The organism is Polymorphospora sp. NPDC051019 (assembly GCF_040683055.1).
Classification (GTDB): Bacteria; Actinomycetota; Actinomycetes; order Mycobacteriales; family Micromonosporaceae; genus Polymorphospora; species Polymorphospora lycopeni.
Window position 1 is genome coordinate 99,434 of the sequence record NZ_JBFBCH010000020.1, and the last position, 26,220, is coordinate 125,653.

Below are 26,220 nucleotides of genomic sequence, written 5' to 3' on the forward strand. Positions count from 1 at the left end.
TCCTGATCACCAGAAGCGCGGTGTCCATGCCCAGTGGGCGAAGAGCCTCGGGTACTGGCGGGTGATGCGCTGCCAGCACTGTTGGGCCTTCCTGAACGGCCGCAGCCGTTTGTACTTCTTGCGGATCCAGCGCACCAGGTAGGCGTTGATGCGTTCCAGGAAGGGCAGCAGCGCGGAGCGGTAGTACGCCCCGTAGTACTGCAGCCAGCCCCGCACGATCGGGTCGATCTTGAGTGCGGCGTTGGTCGCTTCGGCGGCGGCAGATCGGGCGGTGTGGGCCAGGCCGGCCCAGCCGTGGCAGATTCCGGCGTCGGTGATCTGGGCTAGTTGGGTGTCGTCGGTGAGGCAGCCGAGGAGGGCTTGTTCGGCGGTGTGGGTGGCGGTGCTGGTCGTTGGCGGCGTGGCCGGCGAGTTGTTGGGCTCGGGTGATGCCGGGGGTGCCGTAGCACCAGGAGGGCCGGTGCGGGCGAGGGTGGGCGGCGGTGCCGGTGCGGAGTTCGTGCCGGTCGATGACCTCGGGCCAGCATGCCTGTTGTCCGGTGCCGGTCTGCCACTGGTCGTACCAGGCGGTGATGGTGTCGATGGCGTCGGTGTGTCCGGTGACGGTGATCCCGCGCAGCCTCGTGGTGGACAACGGAACGGTCTGGACCGAGACCGACTAACTGACGATCTTGCGGGGCCGGGCGCGGCGCCGGCCCGTCGTGATGATCGATCATATTCGGTGTCGCTCCCCACCGCTGCAACGCCGCCGCAAGCTACGACCCGAGGCCATGAACCTTGTCGCGGGACTTGTCTTCAGCCGCAGGATCACCTGATGACACAACAGGCACACGAGCAAGCTCGTGGCCTTCGCTGCTGGACAAGACCGCCACGACGCAGCCCCTGCTCCGGTACCACGATCTGAGCGCCGCGCTGCCGACTCGCATTCGCTCGCACTTGACAAGCACGGATCGCCGAATGTCTGGCTCCGCGACCGAAAGGCGCATTCACAGATCTGGTACCCCGTACTACAACTTGCTCCCACCAGCGCCTGGGGTTATGACTTCCGACGTAATACAGCGCTGGTAAGCCACTGAAGCAGGGTCGCTGCCAAGTGGACGGACGCCTCGGCTTCGACCTGTGTCTGTCGTCGGGAGTTGGGGCCGCCGGCGTGTCGGGACTGGCCCTGCCACAGCAGTTCCAACATCCCGACGAGCCGGTCGATGCTGCTCGGCTGGCCGGCGGAGTCGCCGATGGCGAGTTCCCAACTCGTGGTCTGGTTGCGGAGGTCCCGGATGACGGTGCCGAGGGTGCCGCGACTGTTGTTGGGGCAGACCAGGGGGCAGGCCAACGCTTCCACTGCCTTCACTGCCTCGTTGTACGCCTTGTCAGGGTCGGGATCACGGCCGTAGGCGGCGCGCCATGCGGTAGCGAGGTGATCGGCGGCCTCCTCCTGGGCTGTCTTAGCCGCCATGTCCACAGCCGCTGTTACCGTTTCGTCAATACGCCGTTCCAGCCCGTTGAGTCGCCGGTTGACCCGCCATGCCGATCCACCCGTTCGCAGAATCTCCTCTACCTCGCCAGCACGTGCCTTCCAGGCGTCGACCTCGCTCTGCCAGGCCGCTTCCTGCTCGAGCGTAAGGTCGACGACGTCGTCGTCCTCCTCCCCGTCGTCCCAAACCGAATCCGGGTTCCAGTAGAGGAAGGCATCCACCACGTCGAGCAGATCGTCGCCGTACTTGCCATGAAGGCTTCCCTGCAGTCGAAGGCGAAGCCGAAGTTCACCCTCCAGGCGTCGGTATCCAGCGAACTGGTTGAGCAGCCACATCTGCAGTTCGCCTGCAAGGTACTCGGGGACGCCTTCCACCGGCACCTCAGGGCCTAGCCCTTCCAGGCGGCGACTCAAGGGCACCCATTCTACGGCCGTCACGGTACGAACCCTATCGGTCGCAGCGGGGCCATCCGCAACGCTATTGCCGAAGCGCGTCCTCAGGCATGATCAACGCTGGCTGCTTCTCAACACCGGCGTCAACCTCGCCACAGCGGCCAGTCCAAGACCGAGCAGACGCGCCTGCTGGCTGAGCACGAGTCAAACCGACGCCGCCTCGGGCAGCCGGTGGTCAGTACGGTGTCCGGCACCGCTGCTACATCCGGTCCGCGTCAGCCGAAAGCGTCGATTCTGACCTGATGGTCGGTCTTCGATGGGAGAGCCCGACTTCGCGGGCTTGCCCAGGCCCACATGACCCCACCCCTGACCGGTATAGACGCGCAGGGACAGCCACCGAACCCCCACAGCACCGGTCCGTCACCTGATCGCCCACAGGTGTTACCGGGGGGTTCGAGGGCGATTCAAAATCGCACAGATAAACATCTATACCATGACCAACTTGCTGCTGGTCACCGCCGACCAGGGTTCCACAAATCAGATGGCTGGCTAGTCTGCGAAATGACGGGACGACCTCCTCGCCAAGCCCGCGCCGGACGACCCGGCATCCTCGACCATCACACCGACTACCTACACCAACGCATCATTGACGGCGTCACCAACGCCACCCGCCTGTTCGGTGAGATCCACGCCCGCGGCCACCGAGGCAGCCTCGCCACCCTGCGCAGCTACCTGCAACCCCTGCGAGCCGCCGCACCGACATCCATCCGTCGCGGCCACCGAAAATCCGCCAGATCACCGCCTGGCTGCTCCCCCACCCCGACAAACTGCAGCCCGACGAGCACGCCGCCCTCACTCGGATACGCGCCGCACGCCCACACCTCAACGCCCTCGCCGACCACGTCACCACCTTCGCCGAGATCCTCACCAACCGGCACGGACACCACCTCAACCACTGGATCACCACGGTGGAATCAGAAAAGTCAAGCCTCATCGGCGGCCTCGTGCTTCGCCCAGGCGGTCTGGGCGTTGCCGAGCGGGGCAACGCGGTAGGCATCTGCGAAGGTCAAGAGCATCTGATGCTCCATCTCACCCGCATCCAGTCCTACTGCGGGGGCCCCGACGTAGGCGGCGAAGGCGGGATTCGCAGTGATCCACTCGTAGCGGGCGTACCCACGATCGTAGATGCCGTCGCGCACCTCTCGGGCGAACCTCTGATGCTCGCGCAAGCGCCGGCGAAGTCCTTCGCGGCTGGTGCCCCTGCCGATGTAAAGGACGGAGGAGCTCCCGCCGGGAAGCGTGTAGAAGTGGCGGGGCGTATAGAGCACGTAGACGCCCGGGCCAGTCGGCACGTCGTCGATCCAGCCGTCGTTGTCGAGTTCGAAGCCGGTCTCGAGCGGCGCCCAGCCCGAGGGCTGGAGGACCAACCGGTTGAGAAGGTAGATCGCTGCGTCTCTGATCACGTGAAGCCCCTTGGGTTGCGGGTCAGGTCGGCCCATCGTCACGCCTGCCGCTGACATTGTGGATGTCGATGAACGGGAGGAGCTTCACTGGCCGACGCCGCCCGCTTCCGCCGCCGCTCGCCGGGTGACCGGTGGTTCGTGGACGAGACGTACGTCAAGGTCAACGGAGTCTGGCGTTACGTATATCGGGCCGTTGACCAGTACGGCCAGGTCATCGACGTGCTCGTGTCGACACGTCGAGACGCCGCCGCGGCCCGTCGGTTCTTCCGCCGGATGCTGTCGGCGTTGAAGGTGACCCCGGTCGAGGCGGTCACCGACGCCGCTCCCGTCTACGCCGGTGTGCTCGACGACCTGGTGCCGCCGGTGTGGCATCACGTCGAGCGGTACGCGAACAATCCGATCGAAGCCGACCACAGCCAGCTCAAACACCGACTGAGACCGATGCGCGGTTTACGCAACGACCGCACCGTACGGACGATCATCGCCGGACACGCCTTCGTCCAGAACCTCCGCCGCGGACACTACGAACTCGGACTCGACGCCCCACCCACACGACGGGTCGCCGCAGCGTTCACCGAACTCGCCCGAGCGATCTGACCGCAAACGACACGGGTTCAACACGCCCACCGATCCGATAACCATCCGGGATGGGGTCGTTGTGGCATTCCGCAGCCATGGAGACGGCCTGGAATGGGCGGCCCCGGCATGTCGGCAGGGTGGACTACAGACTGTCTACCATCGACCGAATGGAGGATATGGATTCCTCCATTCGACACGGGTACAGCCTGTATCTCTTGACACACGCTGAGTGCGGGTGGCATCTTGCGGAGCAAGCGGAGCTGGGGCCGCCAGAGATTCCCAAAAGGGAAAGCTCTGTCTGTCCGCGTAGGAGGCTCCACACAATGAACCACCCCCACATCCGCGCGTTGTGGCTGGCCTTGGCCGCGTTGACGGCCACTCTCCTCGGCACCGCAGCCGGGATCATTTCCTGGATCGGCAGTCGCGACGTCGGCTCTGGGCTCCTCGTCGGAGGCGCCGCGTTCTCAGGTGGACTGTTGCTGATCATCACCTCGATCAACTTCGTGGTGGACCGGCCCTGACGGATCCAGCGGGACGGACGGTAACCATGAGTAACCGTCCGTCCAATGAAGACGAAATCCAAGATCGCGACTCCTCGTGGTAAGTCCGCGCATAGTATTGACATCGGCTCCACGCGGGTGGAATGTTGCGGAGCAACCGGAGCACCACGGCCAGGTTCCCCGCTTAAGGGGACCTCTGTCCGCATAGGAGGGCTCCGCACGATGAACCACCCCCACATCCGCGCGCTATGGCTGGCCTTCGCCGTCTTGGCGGCCACGCTCCTCGGCGTCGCCGCCGGGGTCATCTCCTGGATCAGCAGCCGCAACGTCGGCTCTGCTGGTTGGGGGTGGAGCGTTCGCGAGTAGGCTTCTGTTGCTCATCGCCGCGATCAACTTCGTGACAGATCGACCGTAGGCATTTCGGCGGGGCCAAAGCTTCCACGGCGCCGTCGCGGGCGTCATGTTCCAGGAGACCGCCGGCTTCACCCCGGCCAAAATCAAAGGCGGCCAACTCTGGGTCAAGCCCACCAACATCATCACACCCACACCCCTCGTCTTGTCCAGCCCGGTCGCTGACCTCCCAACCGGTATCGAAATGGCGCTCGCATTGGCGATCTCCGCCGACCCGACCGAAGACGTGAGGCGGCATATCGCCTCAACCGGCCTGAACCTCCCGATCATCACCGCCTACCTGCCAGGCGGCGTCTCCAACGCCAGCGTCACCAGCTGCGACCACGCCTATGGCTTTCGCTGGCGATCCGCGACCTCGCTCGCGAGATTGCCCGGACCGTAAACCCTCCCGTTATCCACCTGTTCATGGCAGCACCCGCCGGACTGGCCATCCTGCTCGGCGGCGTCTGGGACCGGGTACCTACAACTCAGACATATAAGGATCTCAACGGTATCGGATACAAGCCCGCATTTCTCATACCAAACTGATCGTTGATCGTTGTGCCTCGGTCCCTCAGAAGCACGACGCCGGCATTGCGCGCATTTGTCCGACGATGAGTAGAGACCTGCGCGAGTTGCCGGTCCGGGTGCTCCACCCCCGGCCGTGATCCGGGACCTCCGGGGAGTCGGTCTCTGCGACGGCGAGCATCGTGGGACGACCTGGGGGTCTGCTGCCGGCCGAAGGGAGCTGCGCCGACTCGGTATGCTGTGGCCTTGGATGGCGGCAGCCTCTGACGGATTAGCCGCTACCGCTCGGCCCCTGTGGACGCCGCCGTGCGTGTCATCAACCCGTAACGTTCATGGGCAGCGCATCAGCTAACCGCCGGACGCTGGTGCGGCCGGAGTACATGCCGCGCTACCAATGGGTGCACAATGGCACCGTGTCTAGACGAGATCACAGCCTGCTTAGGGAGATCGAGCGCGAAGCGTTGAACGATGCTATATCTCTCGCGGCAACCCTACGCAAGTGCATCGCTCTTGGGGCGCAAACGCGAAATGCGGAACTTCGCGACTGGGCAGCTCAGGAGCTTAACGGCTACCGGGATGACAGCGAGATCCCCCAGTACAGGATCATCCATGCCCCCTTGGTGATCGATGGCGCGACGTTCCACTATCACGTCACAGGCGAGCAGATAAGCACTTTCGACCTCCCGGAGGTCGTGCGCGAGCACATTACCGAAGAAGTAAAGTTCGCCCACGGCGTCGGCGACCTTCAGGCACTGCTTCGGAATACTGAGCGCTCTGGCGAGACGAGCGTCAATCTCGCCCCGCCGAGTAGCGCCGAGGCGGTGAAGCTGATGAATTACGAACGGAGCAACCAAGGCGCGGTCGTAAGTAGACTCTACTGGAGCGTAAGCACCGCGAGAGTTGAGGGCGTTCTGGATCAAATCCGGACAACGCTTGTCCGTCTAGTTAGCGAGATCCGCGCGACAATGAGCGATGATGCGTCGATGCCCACTCCAGAGCAGGCAGCTCAGGCGGTCAATGTTGTGTTGCATGGAGGTAGACGCAACCAGGTGACGATCACGACGGCACAGGCAGGCGATGGCGGCATCGCACACAGTCAACCAGCCAAGGAGCGAACTGAATCCGGCTGGACTCGAGCTCAAACCGTCTGGACGGTCATCGGCGTGATCGTCGCTATAGTTGGCACCTACTTTACTTTTCGACAATGGCAAGGCTAATTTGCGCCGGACTGTTCTATGCTAGTTTTGTACTTTTCGTAGCCGCGAATCGCACGAGGCAAGTGGCCGCAGCAGACTTCGAAGGGGCCCGACGTCGCATTCCTACATCGTCCGGCCGCTTCTGTTGCCGTACAAGCCGACGCGCGAAGCCAGGCGGAATGCCGAGTTGCTGCCGGGACGCATGCAAACGTCAGTCAACAAGGTAGTGGGCTTCGATGAAGGCGACGGTGGAGTCGTACGGCTCCCGAGCGGCTTCAACTTATAACACCGAAAGACGGCTGCGGTGGCGAGGCGGACGCCTCGGTTGCGGGCGTCTGAGTTGTCCCACGACTGGGCGAGGGTGCGGGTGACCACCTGGTCGATCTCCTCGGCCAGGTTCCTCTCCGTGATAGTGAGGCCGGCGGGTATGTCAAGTTGTCGCTACCGATGGGGCGGACATAGCCCGGTTTATGAGCGAGCCCGACGCGCTCGGTGGCCGCCTCGCATCCGCTACGAGCGGATCTACTGGGCCGTCAGCGCCTCTGTCGTTCGTGGAATTCTCGACGAGATACGCACGACGGCGATCGCCATCCTAGGCGAGGTGCGCTCCGGCATCCCCGCCACCAGCGCACCCTTGCAGCAGGTTGCCGACCAAGCGGCCAACGTGATCGTCGACGGCGGGCGACAGCACACGATCAACGCGATCACTAACCAGACGGCGAATGGCGCCTCCGACAAGCAGGCCACCGGCTCCACCACGTCACCTACCGCTATCACAGCCAGTCGGGCGGCACCGTGGCGACTGATCGCATGGATCAGCATCGGCGCGCTTGCACCGCTGGACTCATCACGGTCTACGTCTGGGCTGTAGGCGGGTAGCCGTCCTTGCCCAACCGGGCCCCGCGCCGGGTCTGATGGGCACGGATGGGACGATTGCCTGATGACGCACGGCAGTCCAGAACCGCAGAGCGGGGCAGCGCCAGCAGGAACCACAGGCCAGGCCGTTAACGTGGCGGTCAACGGCGGCGACCGTCATCGGATCGCAATCACCACGAACCAGGCACAGCATGGCAACGCCGGCACGGCGCCAATATCGGACAGTGGCGAGGCGGTGCGCTGGAGCAGACGGCAAACCTACTGGACGATCGCTGGCATCGTCATTGCCCTCGTGGCCCTGTACTTCGCCTATCGACAGGTATGGGGCTAGTTAGTTCACGGTGGCCGGCTAGCGCTGCAACTGGCGCTATCACTTCAACTCGGCTGATGGTGTGTTGTACCGAAATCCGTCGTTGAGGCGGCGATCAACCCGACGGAGGTTGAGGAAACGTGGACAACGAGGTCGCAACTGGGCTGCCCTCGGGCATCGCTGCGCAGGTCGCCCGGTGAGCGCCGTCCCGGTACATGCTGTGCTGGGCGAGGAGCCGGTCGAGTTCGCCAGTGCTGGGGAGTTGGCCGCGTTGATGGCGCGGCTGCCGGCGGACACACCCGTGGTCGTCAGCCACGCCGTCCGTGCCGATCGGGACCTGGCTAACAGCGACGATGAAGACCGCGTCACCGCAGCCGCATCGGCGGTCACTCTGCCGCAGATGGTTCGCGTCGCTGGCGAGGTGGAGCAGCGCCCTGTGCCCACAGTGGAGCTGGGCGCGTTCTACATCCTCAGGGATCGGTCGGTGCCGGCCGTCACCGTGCCGGTCAGCCCATACGATCAGGCCGTCGAGGCTATCCGCGGTGGTAATGACGAGGCTCTGTTCATCGCGTTGCGGGAGTTGCTGGAGTTCGCCGCTGGATGTCTGGACGGACAGACCGACGCGTCGTTGTACGAGCAGCTCGCTGGCGATTCGGATCTCGTTTCGCAGGCCGAGATGGATGCCGCGTTGTTGCGCCATGCCGCGCAGCGGCTTGCCGCTCTTCGGGTCCGGATCGACGCCTATCTGGCCGGTTAGCTGGGGAGGGGTACCCAGGCTGCCGATGTCGTCGCTCTGGATCTGTCCGTCGATCCGGCGTCTTGAAGGATGTTGGTGGTCGGAGTCGCCCGCGGCGTCAGAATGGTCATGGGGTCGGGTCAAGGCCGTCTCGTATGTAGCGGCCGGAGTTCGGGGATCGGTCGCCCGAGGATAGCTTCGGCGCGGGCGCTCATCGGTTCGACAAGTTGAAGGTTGCTGCCCTGGGTTGCGCTGTGAAGGTTTTCGGTGATGGTGACTAGTTCCGCGAATCGGCCGGCGGGGCTGTCGAGTAGATCTGCAAATTCGTGTCGGACGCGTTCGTTGATCGAGGGTATGAGCAGGCTGTGGGTGACCAGGCTGGCGATGTCGTAGCCTGTTGGGGCGAGGCCCCATCCTTCCCAGTCGATTATTTCGAGCGGAGTGGCCAGGTTTGCCCAGTGCAAGTCGCCGTGCGCAGTCTTCCATGACTGCACCCCGGTATCGAGTGGCACGCCAAGGAAATGCCGCATTGCGGAGTCGATATAGTGCTGGTGAATGGTTCTGCGTTCTGTCGCTATCCTGGCTATGGAGTCAACTGCCGTTCGTAGTGAGTTCCACCATTCATCGCCGAGTTCGGGGGTGGTGGTCAGGGTTGCCGCTGGCGCGATCAGGTGTCCTTCTACCCGGTCGTACAGCTCCGCGCGGTAGGTCCAAGTCTCGTCCGGCCAGTCGATCCAACGTCGCAGTCGGGGACGTGGGATCGCTCGGGGTAGTTCCTGCTCGGCGGTAGCGCCGCCGTCCCAGAAGGTGCGGTCGGTTCGATCGGGCGGTGTGCAGGCCAGGCGTAGCCAGGCGTCGCCGGTCGGGGTGGTGACGGCTTGGCCCAGGGTGCGTCCGCCCCACCCCCATGCTTCCAGGCCAGGTGCTGGGCGTACCCGCAGGCGAGTGCGGGCGCGCCTGTGAGCTTCGCGCATTCGGCGGGTCGTGTCGGGGTCATCGGGCTCGGGCCACACCGGCATCTCCTTCGGTGGCCGTTTCGGCGGGGTTCATGACGGTATCCCGTGTGGCGTGGGCCAGGATTGCCTGTGTTCGTGCCGAGAGGCCCAGGCGGTTCGCGGCGAAGATCACGTGATGCGCGAGGATGTTTCGCAGTCCTCTGGTCAATGTCCCCGCGTGTGCGGCCTCACCGAGTTGCTTTCCGGCTGACATGTATGCGGCTGTCCAGGGGGCGGCGATCGAGAGGGATGCGCCTCCGCTGAAGACGTTTCCGTTCGGGTTCAGGTCAACGGCCATGAGGCGTCGAAGGTCGGCCTGCATTTCCTGTAGCCGCGTCGGGTTCACGTCGGGTGGTAGCGGTCGCATCGCTGCCACCTGCCGCCACACGTCGCCCAGTTCGTGCCATTCCAGGTTCGCCGAGCGGCACATTGCGCTGCACAACAGGATGTGCATCTCGCGGCGGCCGAGTGGGGCGTTCTGCCGGTTGAGATAGTCGAGTACCCCGAGTGTGTCTGCGCAGTGCAGTTCGTGTGCGATGTCGATCGCGTCTGGTCCACCGAAGATGTATTCCTCGGGTTCGTAGTCTGCCTTCCACCAGCGGATCAGATGGCCGGAAGTGACCAGTCCATTCAGTACGGCCCCGATGCTGTTTCGTAGTTCCTGGGGGGTCGTGCCAGGGTTGGGGGCGAATCGGATTCGCCAGCAGGGGCGCTTTCGTACGAACCACCACCGAGAAATGACGTTCGCGTTACGCGCTTCCTGGAATGCTGGTCGGAGGTGCTGTGTGGCGACGGATTCGGCGGTGGTCCAGTCGGTGAACTCGACCCGGACCGGGTACCAGTCGCGTGTGGCGCGGGCCTGTGCTTCGAGCGCCGCGAGTCCGGCCGATTGGTACAGGTCGACTGCGTCGGCGAGGGCGGCGGGCTCGATGCCGGCCGCGGCGGCGGCGTGGCTTACCGGCATGCCCGCCAGGACCTCGATCACCGCTGTGGCCGTGCGCGGTGGTGTGACGTGTGGTCCCACCGGTTTCCTTCCCCTGGTGGTGGTCAGTTGAGGAGCAGGTAGGCGTCCCAGCCGGTTCTCGGGGCGCCGTGGACGGCGGTATGCAGCGCGAGGAGTCGCCCGGCCTGCCCCTCCAGCAATCCTTGTTGTTCGCCGCCGACACGTTCCTGACAGAGATGGTGGGCCAGGTGCGGCAGATGGGCGAGGACGGCGGGTGTGCGGGCGTCTTGCGCTGATCGCCACGCCGTCTGGTACAGGCCCGCCCAGCCGTGGCAGAGGCTGTTGTCCCGGATCTGTCTGAGCTGTTGCGGGTCGGACAGGCATGCGGTGAGGGCGTTCTCGGCCGCGCGCTGGCGTGTCTCGTCGCCGAGCGCGATGCCGGCGAGTTGCTGTGCCCGTGCGATGCCGGGTGTGCCGTAGCACCAACTGGGGCGGTGCGGGCCTCGGCTGGAGGGGCGGCCGGTACGCAGTTCGGACAGGGTGATCCACTGCGGCCACCACGGGCCGGAGTTGGTCGTCTGCTGCCACCTGTCCAGCCAGTCGAGGATGGTCGTGATGGCCTCTGTATGTCCGGCGACGGTTACCTGTCGCCGCATGGCCTGTGCGAGCAGCGCGAGCGGTCCGGCGATGCCGTGCGCGACTCCGAGGTTGGCGTGTCCGCCGCCGGACGCTTGCCGCAGGTGCGGATCGTGCGATACCCACCAGCCGGGGAAGCGCTCGCCGTTTCGTTGGTTCGGCTTGGTGAGTGCGACGAGGTAGACCAGGATTCGCTCCAAGGCACTGGTTCCCGGAGCCCGGTGCAGCAGGTGCGCTCCGAGTCCTGTCAGTCCACGGAACAGGTCGTACTCGCCGAACGTGGCGTCGTCGCGCCGGTCGATGCGGTTCATGGCGGCGTCGGCTCGACGGTGGACCATGATGGCCAGATGGGCGTCAAGGGCGGCGAGGGTTGCACCGTATCGGGGCACGCCGTCCGCGCCGGCGGCGTGCAGCAGGACCGAGAGGGCGGGGGCGCCGAAGTATGCCCCGGTGTCGGCGGCGCCGATCGTATCGCCGGCCGCCGCCGTCACCCAGGCGTGCACGGTCTGCCAGTCACCGACACCGATGTGAGCCCGTTCGATGTGCGCCAGGGCGGTGCCGAGGTCTCCGGTTGCCAATGAATGCCGCTGAGGGTTGTTGACCTGCCCGGGGTCGGGTGCGGCGAGGGTGTGGGCGATCGACTCGGCGATCCGTGCCGGGGAGCCGGCCCGGCGCTTCATCGGGTTCCTTCTGTGTGGAGGATCTGCCGGAGTGCGATGGCGCGGACCAGTCGGTTCGTGCGTTTTTCTGTCGTGGGGTCGACGCCGACCGTCCGTATGTGGTGCAGGTGCAGCAGCGAGTAGAGCGCGGGCATCGGGTCGCGCTGCCGGGTCAGCGCGCGGTGGTAGGCGGTGAGGGCAGTTCGTCGACGCTGCCAGGTGTCGAGGACCGCCGGGCCGCCTGGACTGAATCGTAGGGTTCGGTCGTTGGCCGAGTCCGTCAGGCGCAGGGCCATGGCGCGGAGGTCGCGGTCGACCCTTCCCTGCTCACGGGGCAGGTGTCCGATCAGCCAATTCCATCCGTCGTGAGGGTTGGCTGCGTACGATTCGGCGAGGTTGACCATGCTGGCCGCTGCGACCGCTTCGATCGGCACGCCGGCCGCTGCGGCGAACGTGAGCTGTTCGATCGCGGCGGCGGAGTCGGCGGCGAACGCCTCTTCCGCTGCCGTCATTGCTTCGTCCTGCCCGTAGCGGCCGGTCTCAGGCTGGTAGGGGACGAACTCGACGCCTGGCACCAACCCGGCGTCGCGTAGCTCGGTGGCCCACTTTCCTACCTGTGCCGCTGCCGGGCTGTACTGCTCAGGGGACGGCAGTCGGATGAACAGCTCCAGGTACTGCCGGGCGCCGGGCCGGGTCGTGTCGCGGTGGCGCCGGTACCACCACACGGTCGAGTCGCAGAAATCAAGGCGAGGCAGGTGTTCGGTGAGGATCTCGGATTGGCGACCAGGGTGGCCGTGGATCCGCGCCGCCAGCCACCGGGAGCGCCCGGGAAGGTGGCCCGCATCTCGGGCCACCGAGGGGTGAACGGCAGCAGCCTGTTCCACGGCGGGTGGTCCCCCGTCATGCAGGGTCGGTACGGCCGGTTCTCGAGCGGCGCGCAGTGGCACCAGGAGTTCGTGTGCTCGGCCGATCCAGCCCCGGTCCGCGTCCGACGCCCCTTCACGAAGGTCCACCCGCTCGACCCGCGAGAGACGGGAGCGCAGCACCGACCGGTCCAGGCATCGGTCGAGGTGCAGCGGCAGGCGTAGATCGGACTCGCACAGTACGACGGCCGCAGGCACCCTGTACCTGTGCCGCCAGTTGTCGAGCGATGTCTCCCACTCCTGCAACGTGGCGGTGCGCCCAGGCAGGTCATCGGCGTGGAGCCGCCACCGTGCCGGAGCCAGGACGACCCGTCCGTACCGGACGCGCGGTACATACGGCAGCCGCTCGGCCGCTCCCCAGTCCCAGCCCCGGTAGACCGCGCATCGTGCGGTGCTCACCTCGGCGAGGAGCCGTGCCAGCGGCGGGGTGAGAGCGCCGGCTTCGAGTGCGTGCAGTACCCGCGGCAACACCTCGGCGCCGGTGGAGAGCCGCACGAGCCACAGACGCCGAGCATCCGCGGCGATCCCGAGATCATCCAAGGGGATCGCGTCCGTGCCGCCTGGCTGTTCGGCCACAGAGATCGTCTGGCGATGGAGTTGGGGCGTGCGTACGACGTTGGCGCTGCGGCGTCGACGTGGTGCGAACGACAACTGCGCCTCGCCGGTCCCGGTGACGGCATCGATCAATCTGGCCCGTTCCGGTTCGGCCAGGACGTCCGCGAACCGGCCGAGCATGCTGCTACCCGTGCGTGGCGTACCCGCGACGACCAGCCGGTACGTGCCCTGCCGCAGGTCGTCCAGCGAGCGTGCCTGCAACTCGAAGGCGATCTCCGCCCACGGTGGTGCGATCATCTCGGCCGGGTCGCCGACCGTCAGGGAATCGATCGTGGCATTGTCCAGCACGATCTCGTCGGCGCCGTCGAGCGTGGCTTGTTGCGCCAACGTGAGTAGGGCGGTGTCGCGGTCGGACAGGGCGGCCGGTGCGAGTCCAAGGCCGGAGCCCAGGTACCCGGCTGGCAGGCCGAGTCCCGAGTCAGCTACCGCTTCCTGGACAGCGACCACGGCCCCTGGCCCGTACCGTCGCCGGAACGACAGATGCCACTCGCGCCAGGCCGGATAGCCGTACGGGTACGGGGTCAGCCGCAGCAACGTGGACGCCGCCGACTCCGCTTCGCTGATCACCGACCCCGGCACCGATACTTCAGCGTCCAACCGCAGGTCGACCCGCACCGGCTGGACGCTGGCACCGCCGATCCCACGCATCTGCTCGCCCACCGCGTGCAGCCGGTCCCGGTCGGTGCCAGACTCATCCTGGTGGCCCTTCAGCGTCGCGTGGATCGCGCGTAGCTGGTCCAGCAGTGCGCGAACGTCGGGGATCTCGTCCGCCCCGACAGTCTCGAGCTGGCCGATGAGATGCCCGAGCGTGTCCGGCACCGTCATGGGCGCGTGCAGGCTGCTGATCAGCATGTGCTGGGCGACAAGGCCGGTCAGCAGTTCACGGATCTGCGTCGAGGACGCCGTCGGAAACTCCGCACTCATCCACTTCGCAAGGTCCCTGAACGGAATGGGCTCCTGCGCGGCGTCGACCGCGGCCCGCACCGGCCGTGTCCGCCGAGCCGAGACCTCCAAGGGCGCCAACGCCGCCGAGGCCCCTATGGGCGGCTGACCAGGCACCACCAACCAGTCGCCCCGGACGGTCGCGGTGGGGTTCACGACGACCGGAAGCCTTTCCAACACGTCGAGGCGCCGCTCCAGCGCGTCTACGATCCCGATCCACCATTCTTCGTCGGGTCGGACGATGGCCTGGTGGCGGTCACCCCACCGCACGGCCGGGACGCCCACGGCTGCCCCGGTCACGCCCGCGAACAAGCCGAACGGGGTGGGGCGGCCCCGCCACCGCGCGACATACATGGCCACCGAGACGATCAACCGGCGAAGCCGGCGCTCATCCAACCGTGCACCGGCCACCACCGCATCGACCTGGTCGGCTAGGGCCGGACTGGCCAGAGCCACGGCGGCCTGGAATGTTGCCCGTCCCCACACCTGGGCGAGCCAGGCCGTACCCACATCGGCCAGGTTGCCCTGCGCGATCACCCCGGCGATGTCAAGATCTCCAGGCAGGTCCGAACCGTCGCCGAGGGTGGTGGCCCGCAGCAGCACGAAGTCCGTGTGCCGGAACTGCATGGTCCTCGCCATTACGCCCCCTTCGATGGTGCCGGCCAGGTACAGGACGACCTTGACGGGCGTCGGGGTGATGCCGGCGGCATCACCCCGACGCTTCGCTTGTGCGTTAGGCGCTCGGTGCCGGGTCGTCGGTGAAACTGGTGCAGGCGGTGCCCTGACACGTGCTGCCGCAGTTGTCACTGGTGCTGCGCAGCAGCTCGGCGTGCGGCTCTGCGGCCTCCACGACCCGCGTGTCGAGCACGAACTCGATGTCGAGCGCGTCCTGCGTTACCGGGACCATCTGTGCCTCCTTACTCGTAGGGATGTGTGACGTCCTGGCCCTGCTGGCAAGTCAGGGCCAGGAGACAACGACGCGGCGATGCCGCTTGTCGATCACCAGACCGGGCGGCAGCTCGGCGTCCGGGGTGCTGATCGGGTAGACAGCGATGCGCGGACCAGGCCCACCACGGTGGTCCTGGTCCCAGGCACGCAACTCCTCGACGAGGGTCTCGGCCACGGCGGCGCCATCCGGGCCGTACCCGTGGGCGCCGAACTCGACCTCGGCGTCGCCCAACCGACGGATCGCGAGGTAGGCGAGGCTGCCTGCGTCGATCAGCGCCGGGCAGGCCATCTTGTTCTGAGGACTGACGACGCCGCTGTCCAGCCGCCTGTCCACCGACATGAGGCAGTAGCCGTCCAACCGGGCAAGCCAGAGATGGAGCGTGTCGAACGGCTCCATCCGACCAACCACGACACCCGACCACACCTCTGCCCGCGGTGTATCGAGCACGCCGTCGAGCACGCTGGGATCAGACGGCACACCGCCGTCATCGAACCGGAGCCCGATCATGTCGCCGTGCAGCTTGAGCAGCCGCTCGGCATGCCCGCCCAGGCCCTGCATCGAGACGAAGCCACAGACCTGCGCCGACTCACTGACCAGACGATCCCCATCACGACGAAGCACCAGCGACCGGGTGTGGCCGCGCATGCGCAGCGGAACCGTGATCGTGCCGCCCGGCGCGAGCTGATCCGTCCACGCCGGCGGGACGTCCCACGAGCCCACCGTGACAATGATCTTGTCGTACGGCGCGTTCGGGGCGTATCCGTCCTCCCCGTCCACACAAGCCGCCTCAACACCGGCGTACCCGGCCTCCGCCAGGAAGGTCCTGGCCCGGTTTATCACATCCGGGTCGATGTCGATGGTGGTCACCGAGCCCTCGCCCCCGGTCACCTCGGCCATCAGCGCCGCGTTGTAGCCGCCGGAACCGATCTCCAGACAGCGTTCCCCGGGCTTGATCCCAGCCTGCTCCAGTTGCATAGCCTGGATACCCGGAGCGCTGACGCTACTGATCGTCCGCCCGTAGTCGTCGCGCTTCACCACGACGATGTCCTGGGCATACGCCTGCACGAGCGGTACCCCAGGCGCGAAGGCGTGCCGAGGAACCACCCGAAACGCGCGCTCGACGGCGGCCGAGCGGATCGAGCCCGCCGCGACGAGCTGGTCGACCATCGCGGCCCTGTACGGGCCGTCCGGCGATCCTTCCTCTAAACGCTGCGGACCGTCCGGTCCGGTACTGATTGGTAGGTGATTCCGCATTGCCGGGGATACCCTTCCTGTTCCGTCGAGCCTCAGGCCGCAAGCAGACAGTGCCGCATCGGCCAAGCGCTCGCTGTCGATGGCGTGGAGGTTGCGTCATGCATGTACGCGGCGGTTAAGCGACCATGGAACCGGCAGGAGCCGGCCGACGTCGATCCGAGAGCCCATTACACTTTGGATGGCCTCAAAAAGCAACCGCTCGCAAGATGATAGCCGCTCAGTACGCGCCGACATCCCGGCCCACTGCGTGCGTCAGCCGAAACCCAATTCGATCTGGCTTCGAGCTAGGCATCGACTGAGTCGGGAAGTGCGATCTTGAGTGCGCCGTACACCTGCGGGTCGACGCATTCAATGTCCCAGTCGGCACTATCCACAGCTCGCAGAATTATATACGGTTCGCCGGCGTCGCCATCGACGTATCCGCGCAGTTCGCCGTCGATGATTTGACCGTCGGGAAAGGCGGCGACTATCAGTGCACGTGTGCGAACTCGCGACTGCCGTGTAAGCGCCTCTATTCTTGCGCCTGTTGGGCCGGGTGCGACTTCGTCGATCTGCAGCTCCCATGACAGTTCGGCAGTGATCCGACCGAGCGCGGTAAGCAGCTCTGCCGCACCGATGTAGTGACTCCCACGCCAGGCGTGCAGACGAATGCGTTTCATTGGCTCAACGCGCAATATTCCATGAAGATGTGCGCGCCGGGAACGAAGACCCCCAAGGCAACCAGTCCGATGCCCGCGAGAGTCCAAGCTGCTCCACACAGGAGCCAAGCGGCCCGCTTTCGCGACCATGCTGCGGCCGAGAACGCGAGGCAGCCGAGCCCTGGAAGAATGGTGATGATGGTGGTGAGCGCGGGGCCGATTATCCATGAGGGCCAGGTGCCGAGGACGGGTTCGCATTCCGGCGCGGTCTCGAAAATCTGGTTACCAAGGGCTCCGACCGCGTTGGATGTCATGACCAGGCCGATGCCTCCGACGAGGAGAGCGATCGGTGACAGGACGGCGTAGATCCGGTCGAGGGTGAGGTGGCTTCCGCGCCGCCACAGATATGCGGCTGTGGCGATGAGTAGGAGACCATAGACTGCGGACGGTTCGCCGAAGATAAAATTCTTCGACTGTTCGCCGGGGACGTCGAGGGGATAGAAGAGATACATGACGCCGCCGGAAACAGTAAGAATGACGCCGGTGACGGCGAGGGTGATCGACCAGCCCGCCCAGGATATGGGTGGAGCTGGAGATGCCCCCTGCTCAGGCGCGCTACGCCAGACCAGCTTGTAGCCTATTCCGACGGTGAGAAGTAGGCCGGCTCCGGCACACAAGCCCATGATACTGGTGAACGAGTTCATGGTTGGAGACCTCGATTCGCGTAAGTCAGACTGTAAAGACGAGATGCCTGTCGTGGAATGCGGCAGAAAATCGGCCGAATCTTTTTAGACTTCGCCACGGTGTGACCATGGCTCAAGCCCACGATCGAGTGAACCTTGTTTCATGGAACCGAACTGGGTTGCCGATTTCGTCCTGTTCACTCCCCTTGAATAGGGCGGCGGGCGGCAATGCTGTGCGATCGGGCAGCCGTCGATGAAACGGACGTGCAGAGTGAAGGGCATTCTGGCCGGCGCCCGAAGGTATCGGGCCTGTCTCTGGTTGGTAGTGGTCGCCTATCGGGGATTGTTTTAGCGCGGTGGTCGATCACGGCGGCGTTGATGCTGCGGCAGTGGATCGGCGTGGGGTGCGTCGGATGGTGATCTGGGCGTCGGGGTGGTTGTCGGTGAACCACTGCTCGAGCTCGGCGCTGTCGAGTAGGTGGGGGTTGTTGGTGTCGCTGATGTCGCATGGTCCCCAGATGCAGCCGGTGGCGCCGTCGAAGCGGGCGTCGGCGATTTTGGCGTCTTCGAGGCTGAGCCATCCGTTGTCGAATCTGGCGGTGCGTAGGTTGGCGCCGCGTAGGTCGGCGGCGTTGAGTGAGGCGTGGTGGAGGGTGGCGCCGGACAGGTCGGCGTCGCGGAGGTCGGCGTCGAACGCGGAGATGCCGCGCAGGTCGGCGGCGCGCAGGGTGGTGGCGCGTGCGGACACCTTGTACAGGTCGGTTTTGCGGAGGAAGGCGCCGGTGAGGTCGGCGTGGTCGAGGCGTCCTTGGGTGAGGTTGGCCTTGTAGAGGCGGGCGTCGCGTAGTGAGACGCCTTCGAGGTTGCAGTCGCACAGCCAGGCGTCGTCCAGGGAAATGCCGTCGAGGATCGCGCCGCGCAGGTCGATGTCGTACCCGCCACCGAAGAAGGTCGGAATGTAGTCGATGCCCTCCTCGCGTAGTCGGGTGCGGGCGGTGTCGAGGTAGTCGGCGAGGAACTCAGCCCCGAACGGATCGGTTGGCCACCGGGTGGGTTCCCAGGTGAGGAAGCCGCGGACGTAGTCGGTGAGCCGTGCGGTGTGGTCGATCGCCGCGCTGTGGTTGTGGTCGGTGACGTGGATGTCGGTGTGGCCGGGTAGTGGCGTCTCGCCGAGGAGCTTGGCGCGGGCTACGGAGAGCCAGCCGGCGGCCAGGGCGTGCCGGCAGTCGTGGCGGGTGGCGTCGTACCAGCGGGTGACGGCGGCGACGAAGACGACGAACTGCTCCAAGTCGACGACATGCTCGTTCTGGCTTGGCGGTGCGATACCCGAGGGGGTGGCCGTGATCTGGGCGAGGGTCTGCGCTGTCCCGGCGAACAGGGCCGCCATCGAGTTGGACGGTTTCCACAGCGTCTTGCCGTCGGTGGTCTGGAAGGACTGGCTCATCGGTTTGCCGTCCTGGTCCGGGCTGGTATCGGAGTAGGCAGCGTGTGGTGTGCGTCGGTGGCGCGTGGATGGATCGGGTTCGGCTGCGTGCGGGCGGTGGCGGTGCCGTTCGTGGTGCGCGGGGCCGCTGTGGTCGCGGCACGGCCCGCGGTCTCGTTCGGCGGGGTGGGTGGGTTGGCCGCGTCAGGGACGAGGTCGTGGGCGGCGGTGTGGAGGTGGTTGTGGGCGACGGTGAAGCGCAGGCTGCGGGGGTGTTCGAGGTAGAGGCGGCCGGCGAGGCTGTGGGTGACGGCGACGGGTGGGTAGGGGTCGGGCATGTCGAAGACGGTGAACGGGGTGTCGTAGCGTGCGGCGGTCTCGTGCTGGTCGGGTAGGACGCGGATGGTGTAGCGGGGCTGGTTGGCGAGTGCGTGCAGGTGGGCGAGTTGCTGCTCTGCCAGGTGGGTGTCGCCGATCTGGGTTCGTAGGGCGGTTTCGGTGATCACGGCGGACAGCCGGGTCTTCCCCTCGTGGAACGCGGTGCGGCGGGCGGCGTGGGCGGCGACGGCGGCCTGGTGTTCGGGGGTGGGGTGGCGGATGCCCATCTGGGTTTGGATAAGGCGGGCGGCGTATTCGGGGGTTTGGAGCAGGTCGGGGATGCGGGTGGTGGCGTAGTAACGGATGCAGGTGGCGCGGGTTTCGAGCCAGGCGAGGTTGACGTAGGGGCGGTAGTCCAGTTCGTCGCCGAAGTCGACGTCCCAGTGGTCGCCGTGGCGGGCGTCCAGGGCGAGGGAACACAGCTGGTCGCGCTGGCGGTCGTCGAAGACGTGGTAGAGGTCGAGCAGCGCGGTGACGATGTCGTACTTGAGTTTGAGTTCGCCGCGTTCGAACCGGCCAACGCTGCTCCAGTCGACGCCGAGCTGCGTACCGACCTGTTGCAGGGTGAGCCGGCGGTCGACGCGTAGTTGTCGGAGTTGTTCGGCCAGCCACTGGCTACGGACGGTGGGCCGGTGACGTTCGGGGAAGGGCACGGCGTTCTCCTGCTGGTCCGGGTTACTTGGCGGGATGTCGTCGCGATGCCACGCGTCGCGTCGGTGTGCGTGTGCGTCGAGGTGCAGCAGTGTGGTGCGGCGGCGACCGTTGGTGAGCTGGTAGACGTCGAGTAGGGAGGCGACCCCGTCGAGGAACGGCCACTCGGCCTTTTCTCGTCTGGCCAGGGCGGACTGGTCGATGCCGAGGTGCCGGCTGGCGGTCTTCAGGGTGACGCCGCGTTCTTTGCGCAGGCGGCGCATCTGCTCGGCCAGCCATCGTGCGCGCAGGCTGGTCGGCGGCCGCTTGTATGGCACGACACTGCTCCTTGAGGAGATGGGCTTTTCCAGGGGCGGGCTGGGTGTGGCCGGCGGTGTCTGGGGTCCCTCAAACCCGCCGCCGACCTCGGTGACGACCGCCGACCACCCGTGAAATCGGCGCTATGCCTGGCGCGGGTGATGGGCGAGCGGATCTGATGCTGCGGCGGTTGCCGGGGCGGGGATGCCGGCGGCGGCCAGGGCGAGCAGGTATGCGCTGCTCGAGCCCGTGGCGGTGTGGTCGACCAGGGCCGTGTTGGGGACGGGGATGAGGCTGCCGACGGGGCGGAAGCCGCGGTGGTCGAGGCCGTCACGGGTCGTCGTCGGCTCGCTGTTGCGTGGTTCGTGCAGCAGTTCGCACAGGCTGTATTCGCCGCCGATGTGTCGTGGGGCGACCAGGCGGCCGTCGCCGAGCAGGAGCGGCTGATCGGTGACGATCGCGGGTTGGTCGGACCCGGGCTCGGCGGATCGAGTGTGGTCTGTCGGCATGCTGGCCTCTGCTGGTCGTAGGTGACGGCCCGAATGTGGTGGACGCACGTGTCCGGGGGCGGTGGTGGTGTGGCTAGTCGGGGATTCGGTCGACGCGGTCGCGGGTCACGATGAGCAGGTACTGCCACAGGCCGGGTGGGTTGGTGGTGACGGTTTCGGTCAGGGCGAGCAGTTCGCCGGTGCCGGGGTTGATGATCAGTGCGGTGGTGCCGTGGCTGTCGCTGACCTGGACGCGGATGCCGGTGCGGCCGGCGATGTCGGTGGCGGCGGGCTGATATTCGATGCCGGGGATGTCGGCCAGGATGTGTAGTACGGCGGCGCGTTGTGGGTGGTCGAGGTAGTGGTCGCGGGCGAGGTCGCCGACGGCGGTGAGGAGCCGGGTGGGGCCGCCTCGTGGTGGCGAGGTCGTGTGTAGCTGGTGGAGCAGACCGGCGGGGTCGGGGGCGATCGGCTCGGCCGCGGCGGCCGGGACCTGGCTGGCCGGGCGGGTGTCGATCCTGACCGGGGCGGCGGCCAGGTTGTCGCGGTCGGAGCCGTCCGGCATGACCGTCAGCCCTGGCCGGTCGGGCAGGCGGCGCTCGTGGATGGTCGCGGAGCCGTCGGGGTGTCGCCACGTTCGGATGTCGAACGGTATGACCGACCGGGTTGCTCGTGCCCAAAGCTGGATGTGGGTGTGGGTGTAGGGGCCGGGATGGGCGTCGGCGGGTACGGCGGTGATCTGGTCAGCGATGGCGAGCAGGTGTTCACCCGCTGTGGTCGGTGTCGGTGCCGGGTTTGTAGTGGTGGTGGCTGGTGTGGCGTTGGCCGGGTCGGTGTCCGGGTGATGGTCTGGTTGGCGCAGGACGTTGTGGTGGCCAGGATGAGTACAGCGGCCGTGGTCAGGGCCGTGATCTGGATCGCGGGCCGGTGATGCGGCGGGTTGTCGGGTTGGCGGGTCATGGCGGCTGAGGTCCTTTGGTGTGTGCGGTTGTCGGTGCTGGTGGCGCTGGTCGCGGCGCTGTGTGAGGGGTTGGGTGGCCGGCGGCGGCCCCGTCGGGTCGCCGCCGGCCGGTGCGCCGCTGCCCTCCCCTGGCTGCGGCGCACGGTGGCCCCGCCCCCGGGTTGGCGGTGGTGGGGCGGGGAAGGGACGGCTGGCCGGAGGAACCCGGTCGTCCCTTGGCGGGCACCACGGTCAGGGGTCGCTTGTGCGGTACCCGATGGCTGTTCTCTGGCGGGGTATGGCTCGTTGCTGGCGGCGGGTGGCGTTGCGGAGTTCGTTGACGAACCGGTCGAGATCGTGCTGGGTGAGGCCAGGCATGCACACGATGTGACTGCGCCGGTTCTCGGTCGGGATCGACCAGCGGGCGGCGACGGCGGGTGGTGGTGGACGATCGAGGACGACGGTGAAGGCGTGCTGGTTGCGCCGGGCGGGCCAGCCGATCTCGGTCAGCCGGTCAACGGTGTGTGCGGCGAGGGCGCGGGCCTGTTCGGCGCGGTGCCGTAGCCCGGTCAGGCCGTGTCGTTGTAGGGCGGCGCGCAGGATCAGGGGTGCGTGTCCGTTTCGGCTGCCGGTGATGGTGGTGTCCGGGCTGCCGATGTAGGACACGGGTGCCTGGGTCGGGGCTGCGGCGGTGGTGACCAGGACGCCGCACGGCATGGGGGTGCCGAGGAATTTGTGGCCGGAGACGACGATACTGTTGGCGCCGTCGGCGAGGTCGAAGCCGGGCCGCTGGTCGGGTTCGAGCAGTGCCAGGGGTATCCCGGCGAGCGCGGCATCGACGTGCACGTACCGCGCGGGAACACCGATGTCGTCGAGCACGGCGGTGATCTGACGCAGGTCATCACATGCCTCGGTCATGGTCGTACCAGCGGTCGCGACAACAAGCGCCGACCGGCCGGGATGCTTCGTGAGGCGTCGGCGGAGGTCGGTGTAGTCCATCTCGCCGCGGTCGTCGGTGGCCACGACAACCGATGGCATCGCGAGCAGGTCGACGGCCTTCGGTACCGAGTAGTGGGCGGCGGTGGTGTGGATAACAAGCCCGTCCGGATACCGTCTGCGGGCTTCTCGGAGTGCCCAGAGGTTGCCTTCGGTGGCGCCGGTGGTGACGTAGCCCCACCTGTGGTCGCCGGCTCGGAACAGGTCGGCGAGGATCTCGACCACCTGCCGTTCGGCGGGCTTGGTGTGACCGGGGCTGGCGCCGTCGGTGTAGGGGTCGCCGACGTTGTTGAGCAGCTTCCTGCCCATGAGCGGTGCGAGTTCTGCGAAGTCGAAGTCGGTGGCGGCGGGGTAGCCGATCGAGACACGGCCGGCCGTATCAGGGGTGGGCAGGGTCGTGGTCATGGGTGGTGCCGCCGGATGGTGTCGTGCAGCCGGTCAACCGCCTCCCACACAGGACGGGTGTCGGGGTCGTGGGTGAGGTCCGGCGACCAGTGCCAGGGCCGGTAGACCTGGCCGGCGACGGACAGGCCCTGTGTGGCGGCGATAGTGAGGCGGCTGTCGGCGAGGCCGACCAGGATCCGGGTGCCGTCGGCCAGGCGTACGAAGCCGCGCACCGGTACCTCCAGGGAGGTGCCGACCTCGCCCGTTTGGACCCACGCACGCGCCGGCGTGTCCAGAGTCGACACGGCGAGGCCGAGCCAGGTCGACTTCGCGTCCATGCGTTCGGCGCGGTTCGACATTGCTACGCGTGGGTCGTAGCCGGCGCCGTGGCGGGTCACGATCGTGGTCAACCGGTGCAGCAACGGGACGAGGTCGTCGGCCTCGGGGCCGGCCAGCAGCAGCCGGGACGCGATCCGGATCCGGCCGGTCGGCTCCCGGTAGAAGAACGCGCAGGCGTTGGGGCTGATCGGGTCGCGGGTGCGCCGGTCGAGGGCGTGCATGGCGTACAGGGCGGCCATCTTCCGCCACCGGTCCGCCACCGCGTTGCGTAGTTCGGCGGCTGCGCTCTCGGCGGCCCGCGCCGCCTCGATGCCGGCCTGTGGTGGCGCCGGTTCGGTGACCGGGTTCTGGTCGTCGCGTAGGGCCTGGAGTTCGGTGGTGGGTGTCTCGGTCATGGCGTGTGTCTGGGTCATGGCTCTACAGCTCCAGGGATGCCAGGCGCCGGTCAGGGACCGTCAGCGGGTCGGGTCGGCCGGCACCGATCGCCGCGTAGACGGCGGGGCGGCGGTCGCGCAGGACGGCGGCCCAGACCAGCCCGGCCGCCGCGGCGGCGATGACGCAGGCGGGTACGACGTGACGCAGCGGCGATTGCGGGGCGATGCCGACTAGCAGGTGCAGGTTGCCGACCATCACGGCCAGCAGGCATGCCCCCGCCACCGCCCCGAGGGCGGGACCGATGCCGTACGTCCACACGCCGTGCGAGGTGCGTCGTTCACGCAGGCCGACAACGATCGCCGCGAGGCTGGTGGCGGTCAGCAGCGCCACGATGGCGACCGCGGCGAGGCTGGACAGCCAGGCGAACAGCAGCATCGGATCGGCGCCGATCCAGGCGGTGCCGGCGATGACCGCGGCGGCTACAAAGGTCTGGGCCAGTGAGCCGCCGACCGGTGCCCCGGCTGCGGTGGTGGCGCCGAGGATCGCAGGCAGGACCCGGTCACGGCCCAGGGCGAAGATATAGCGGGCGGCCACTCCATGCAGGGCGATCATCGCGGTGACGATCCCGGCGGCCAGAATCAGGCCGGCGACCGCTGGCAGGACCGGCCCGTACCGGGCGGCGAGGATCTGCCACGGCTGCCCGCTCATCGCGGCCGGGTCGCCGACCTGGTCGGGGCCGACGGCGACGCCGACCGCCCACGCGCACAACGCGTACCCGATCCCGGCGGCGATGACCCCTGCTCGTACGGCGGTCGTGACGGCGCGACCAGTGCGTGCCTCTTCGGCGTACGTGGTCGGTGACTCGATCCCGATGAACGCGGCGATCGAGAGTGCCAGGACACCGCCCCAGCCGTCGACCAGCAGCGCCGAGGGGTCGAACCCTGTCACGGTGAGCTGCCCGCCGGCCGGGTTGGTCACCGCCGTGGCCACCAGCAGGATCAGGATGAGGAGTTGGCAGGCCAGGACGGTGGCGATGATCCGGGTGCCGGCGGTGATCTGCCGGATCCCGGCGACCGCGACCGCCGCCCACCCGATGGTGGCCCACACCCACCACAGGCCGCCGACGCTGGCCGCGACGACCGCCCCGAACAGGCCGTACAGGCTGATCTGGATGGCGTAGTAGGCGACGACCGCCACGAACGCGCCACTCACACCCGCCGCCCGGCCCAGCCCGTCGGCCAGGACACCGTAGAAGGTCGCTGCCTGGCCGGTGCGGGCGGCCAGGGCGAGGTAGCCGACCGTCAGCAGCAGTAGCGCGCCCCCGAGGAGCACCACCGCGAGAGGGAGCCCGGCGACGCCGGTGCTGGCGTAGGTGGCGACGATCCCGCCCGCGACGACCGTGACCGGAGACGACGCCGAGACACCAGCCCCCGTCAAGCCGAGCGTGCCGATCGTCTTGCGCGCCAACGCGGACTGAGTCATACCCGCACCTGCCCGACTACGGCCTGGACGAGGGGACGCCAGAACGCGCGTGGGTGCGCCACGCGCCGGTCAACACGCCGGTTGATCAGCCGTCGTAGCAGCGCACGCAGCGACCACCGGCGGCCACCCACCGACGCGGCAGGCTTCTCCGGTGGTTCGGCAGGGTCCGGGCCGCCCGACACCTGATCCGGGATGCCGACAGGGCACTCCAGCGAGCGGCAGCCGGTCTGGTTGTAGTGCGCGTTCATCTCGTAGCGGGTGATCGAGACGACCGACCAGGCCGCAGGACGCAGCGGACCCAGTCGCCAGTAGTCACGATCACGAGCGAGCCGGCCCCGCGCCTGCTCGACCGTGCGGCTCAGGCCGACGTAGGTGTGGGTGCCGTCGGGCCAGTCCCTGCGCACCGCAAACCCTTCCCTCGGCGGCTCGGGCGGTAGCGCCGGCCAGCGGCGCGGCGGCAACTTACGGCGTTCGCCGGGGTCGGGGTCGGGTTCGCTGGGGTTGGCCGGCCAGCGGGGTGCGTCCATGGCGGTGGTTCTCCGTGGGGAGGGCGGACTGGACAACGGTCGGAGGAATTGGCCGGTGGTCGGCTCGGAAAAGGGGCGACCGGACCCGGGGTGCGGGCCGAGGAGGTGGCCCGCACCCCGGGGGTTTACCGGTGGCTGCCGGCCGGTGGGCTTGGGGGCGCCCACCGGCCAGCGGCAGGCGGTGGCAGGGCGGGCCGCGTCCTGCCACCCCGTTGGTGCATCCACCGGGACAGGCGTTGGTGGTGGATGCCCCAACGGGTC

The 26,220-nt window shown here is 67.3% G+C and carries 26 protein-coding genes and 2 pseudogenes; 8 read left to right on the forward strand and 20 right to left on the reverse strand.

From position 1 onward, the window contains the following. Window positions 1-6: 6 nt before the first annotated feature. From AB0M79_RS28480 to AB0M79_RS28495, 4 genes and pseudogenes are all read right to left on the reverse strand, one after another. Window positions 7-318: a group II intron maturase-specific domain-containing protein gene (locus tag AB0M79_RS28480; RefSeq protein ID WP_364219383.1), complete on the reverse strand. Its 312-nt coding sequence runs from the start codon at window positions 316-318 to the stop codon at window positions 7-9. Window positions 319-388: 70 nt separating this feature from the next. Continuing rightward, a pseudogene (locus AB0M79_RS28485) lies at window positions 389-634 on the reverse strand (lanthionine synthetase LanC family protein); the annotation flags it as partial. 402 nt (window positions 635-1,036) lie between these two features. Further along, the gene (locus AB0M79_RS28490) at window positions 1,037-1,909 is read right to left on the reverse strand and encodes a hypothetical protein (protein WP_364219252.1); all 873 of its coding nucleotides are present in this window, start codon (window positions 1,907-1,909) and stop codon (window positions 1,037-1,039) included. 938 nt (window positions 1,910-2,847) lie between these two features. Further along, the gene (locus tag AB0M79_RS28495) at window positions 2,848-3,327 is read right to left on the reverse strand and encodes a hypothetical protein (protein WP_364219255.1); all 480 of its coding nucleotides are present in this window, start codon (window positions 3,325-3,327) and stop codon (window positions 2,848-2,850) included. A gap of 87 nt (window positions 3,328-3,414) precedes the next feature. Here AB0M79_RS28495 and AB0M79_RS28500 point away from each other — a divergent pair. From AB0M79_RS28500 to AB0M79_RS28535, 8 genes and pseudogenes are all read left to right on the forward strand, one after another. Next, window positions 3,415-3,924, forward strand: a pseudogene (locus AB0M79_RS28500) (IS6 family transposase); the annotation flags it as partial. 305 nt (window positions 3,925-4,229) lie between these two features. Then, window positions 4,230-4,427 carry a hypothetical protein gene (locus AB0M79_RS28505; RefSeq protein WP_364219258.1) on the forward strand — a complete coding sequence of 66 codons (198 nt, stop codon included), beginning with the start codon at window positions 4,230-4,232 and terminating at the stop codon, window positions 4,425-4,427. Window positions 4,428-4,866: 439 nt separating this feature from the next. Beyond that, complete coding sequence (locus tag AB0M79_RS28510) at window positions 4,867-5,199, forward strand: hypothetical protein (protein ID WP_364219261.1); 333 nt, start codon at window positions 4,867-4,869, stop codon at window positions 5,197-5,199. Between the two features lie 11 nt (window positions 5,200-5,210). Beyond that, on the forward strand, window positions 5,211-5,345 hold the full coding sequence (locus AB0M79_RS28515; RefSeq protein ID WP_364219386.1) for a hypothetical protein: 135 nt from the start codon (window positions 5,211-5,213) through the stop codon (window positions 5,343-5,345). Between the two features lie 392 nt (window positions 5,346-5,737). Continuing rightward, window positions 5,738-6,541: a hypothetical protein gene (locus AB0M79_RS28520; protein WP_364219264.1), complete on the forward strand. Its 804-nt coding sequence runs from the start codon at window positions 5,738-5,740 to the stop codon at window positions 6,539-6,541. 580 nt (window positions 6,542-7,121) lie between these two features. Further along, window positions 7,122-7,391 carry a hypothetical protein gene (locus AB0M79_RS28525; protein ID WP_364219267.1) on the forward strand — a complete coding sequence of 90 codons (270 nt, stop codon included), beginning with the start codon at window positions 7,122-7,124 and terminating at the stop codon, window positions 7,389-7,391. Window positions 7,392-7,460: 69 nt separating this feature from the next. Beyond that, a complete protein-coding gene (locus tag AB0M79_RS28530) occupies window positions 7,461-7,727 on the forward strand; it encodes a hypothetical protein (RefSeq protein WP_364219270.1) in 267 nt (88 codons plus the stop codon). A 175-nt stretch (window positions 7,728-7,902) separates the two neighbouring features. Then, window positions 7,903-8,463 (forward strand): hypothetical protein, encoded by a 561-nt coding sequence (locus AB0M79_RS28535; RefSeq protein WP_364219273.1) that lies wholly within the window; start codon window positions 7,903-7,905, stop codon window positions 8,461-8,463. Between the two features lie 119 nt (window positions 8,464-8,582). Here AB0M79_RS28535 and AB0M79_RS28540 read toward each other — a convergent pair whose 3' ends face one another. The 16 genes from AB0M79_RS28540 to AB0M79_RS28615 form a co-directional block, all read right to left on the reverse strand. Beyond that, window positions 8,583-9,455, reverse strand: a complete 873-nt coding sequence (locus AB0M79_RS28540; protein WP_364219276.1) for a hypothetical protein — start codon at window positions 9,453-9,455, stop codon at window positions 8,583-8,585. Next, window positions 9,436-10,422 carry a thiopeptide-type bacteriocin biosynthesis protein gene (locus AB0M79_RS28545; RefSeq protein WP_364219279.1) on the reverse strand — a complete coding sequence of 329 codons (987 nt, stop codon included), beginning with the start codon at window positions 10,420-10,422 and terminating at the stop codon, window positions 9,436-9,438. The genes AB0M79_RS28540 and AB0M79_RS28545 overlap by 20 nt, the downstream gene beginning before the upstream one ends. A gap of 62 nt (window positions 10,423-10,484) precedes the next feature. After that, the gene (locus AB0M79_RS28550) at window positions 10,485-11,696 is read right to left on the reverse strand and encodes a lanthionine synthetase C family protein (protein WP_364219282.1); all 1,212 of its coding nucleotides are present in this window, start codon (window positions 11,694-11,696) and stop codon (window positions 10,485-10,487) included. Beyond that, window positions 11,693-14,794: a lantibiotic dehydratase gene (locus AB0M79_RS28555; RefSeq protein ID WP_364219285.1), complete on the reverse strand. Its 3,102-nt coding sequence runs from the start codon at window positions 14,792-14,794 to the stop codon at window positions 11,693-11,695. Before AB0M79_RS28555 ends, AB0M79_RS28550 begins: the two co-directional genes overlap by 4 nt. 94 nt (window positions 14,795-14,888) lie before the next feature. Further along, complete coding sequence (locus tag AB0M79_RS28560) at window positions 14,889-15,062, reverse strand: FxLD family lanthipeptide (protein ID WP_357529107.1); 174 nt, start codon at window positions 15,060-15,062, stop codon at window positions 14,889-14,891. A 51-nt stretch (window positions 15,063-15,113) separates the two neighbouring features. Next, window positions 15,114-16,271: a methyltransferase, FxLD system gene (fxlM, locus tag AB0M79_RS28565; protein ID WP_364219289.1), complete on the reverse strand. Its 1,158-nt coding sequence runs from the start codon at window positions 16,269-16,271 to the stop codon at window positions 15,114-15,116. 371 nt (window positions 16,272-16,642) lie between these two features. Further along, window positions 16,643-17,017, reverse strand: a complete 375-nt coding sequence (locus AB0M79_RS28570) for a hypothetical protein (RefSeq protein ID WP_364219292.1) — start codon at window positions 17,015-17,017, stop codon at window positions 16,643-16,645. Beyond that, the gene (locus tag AB0M79_RS28575; protein WP_364219295.1) at window positions 17,014-17,700 is read right to left on the reverse strand and encodes a DUF981 family protein; all 687 of its coding nucleotides are present in this window, start codon (window positions 17,698-17,700) and stop codon (window positions 17,014-17,016) included. Before AB0M79_RS28575 ends, AB0M79_RS28570 begins: the two co-directional genes overlap by 4 nt. 343 nt (window positions 17,701-18,043) lie before the next feature. Continuing rightward, a complete protein-coding gene (locus AB0M79_RS28580) occupies window positions 18,044-19,123 on the reverse strand; it encodes a DUF6086 family protein (RefSeq protein WP_364219298.1) in 1,080 nt (359 codons plus the stop codon). Further along, window positions 19,120-20,448 carry a Scr1 family TA system antitoxin-like transcriptional regulator gene (locus AB0M79_RS28585; protein ID WP_364219301.1) on the reverse strand — a complete coding sequence of 443 codons (1,329 nt, stop codon included), beginning with the start codon at window positions 20,446-20,448 and terminating at the stop codon, window positions 19,120-19,122. Before AB0M79_RS28585 ends, AB0M79_RS28580 begins: the two co-directional genes overlap by 4 nt. A 123-nt stretch (window positions 20,449-20,571) precedes the next feature. Further along, window positions 20,572-20,937, reverse strand: a complete 366-nt coding sequence (locus AB0M79_RS28590) for a hypothetical protein (protein ID WP_364219304.1) — start codon at window positions 20,935-20,937, stop codon at window positions 20,572-20,574. A 73-nt stretch (window positions 20,938-21,010) separates the two neighbouring features. After that, window positions 21,011-21,481, reverse strand: a complete 471-nt coding sequence (locus AB0M79_RS28595; RefSeq protein WP_364219307.1) for a hypothetical protein — start codon at window positions 21,479-21,481, stop codon at window positions 21,011-21,013. A gap of 627 nt (window positions 21,482-22,108) precedes the next feature. After that, window positions 22,109-23,257, reverse strand: coding sequence for a histidine decarboxylase (locus AB0M79_RS28600; protein WP_364219310.1), 1,149 nt, complete (start codon window positions 23,255-23,257; stop codon window positions 22,109-22,111). Further along, a complete protein-coding gene (locus tag AB0M79_RS28605) occupies window positions 23,254-23,970 on the reverse strand; it encodes a hypothetical protein (protein WP_364219313.1) in 717 nt (238 codons plus the stop codon). The genes AB0M79_RS28600 and AB0M79_RS28605 overlap by 4 nt, the downstream gene beginning before the upstream one ends. Before the next feature lie 22 nt (window positions 23,971-23,992). Then, entirely contained in the window at window positions 23,993-25,432 is a 1,440-nt protein-coding gene (locus tag AB0M79_RS28610; protein ID WP_364219316.1) for an amino acid permease, read from the reverse strand. After that, window positions 25,429-25,959, reverse strand: coding sequence for a hypothetical protein (locus tag AB0M79_RS28615; protein WP_364219319.1), 531 nt, complete (start codon window positions 25,957-25,959; stop codon window positions 25,429-25,431). Before AB0M79_RS28615 ends, AB0M79_RS28610 begins: the two co-directional genes overlap by 4 nt. Between the last annotated feature and the right edge of the window lie 261 nt (window positions 25,960-26,220).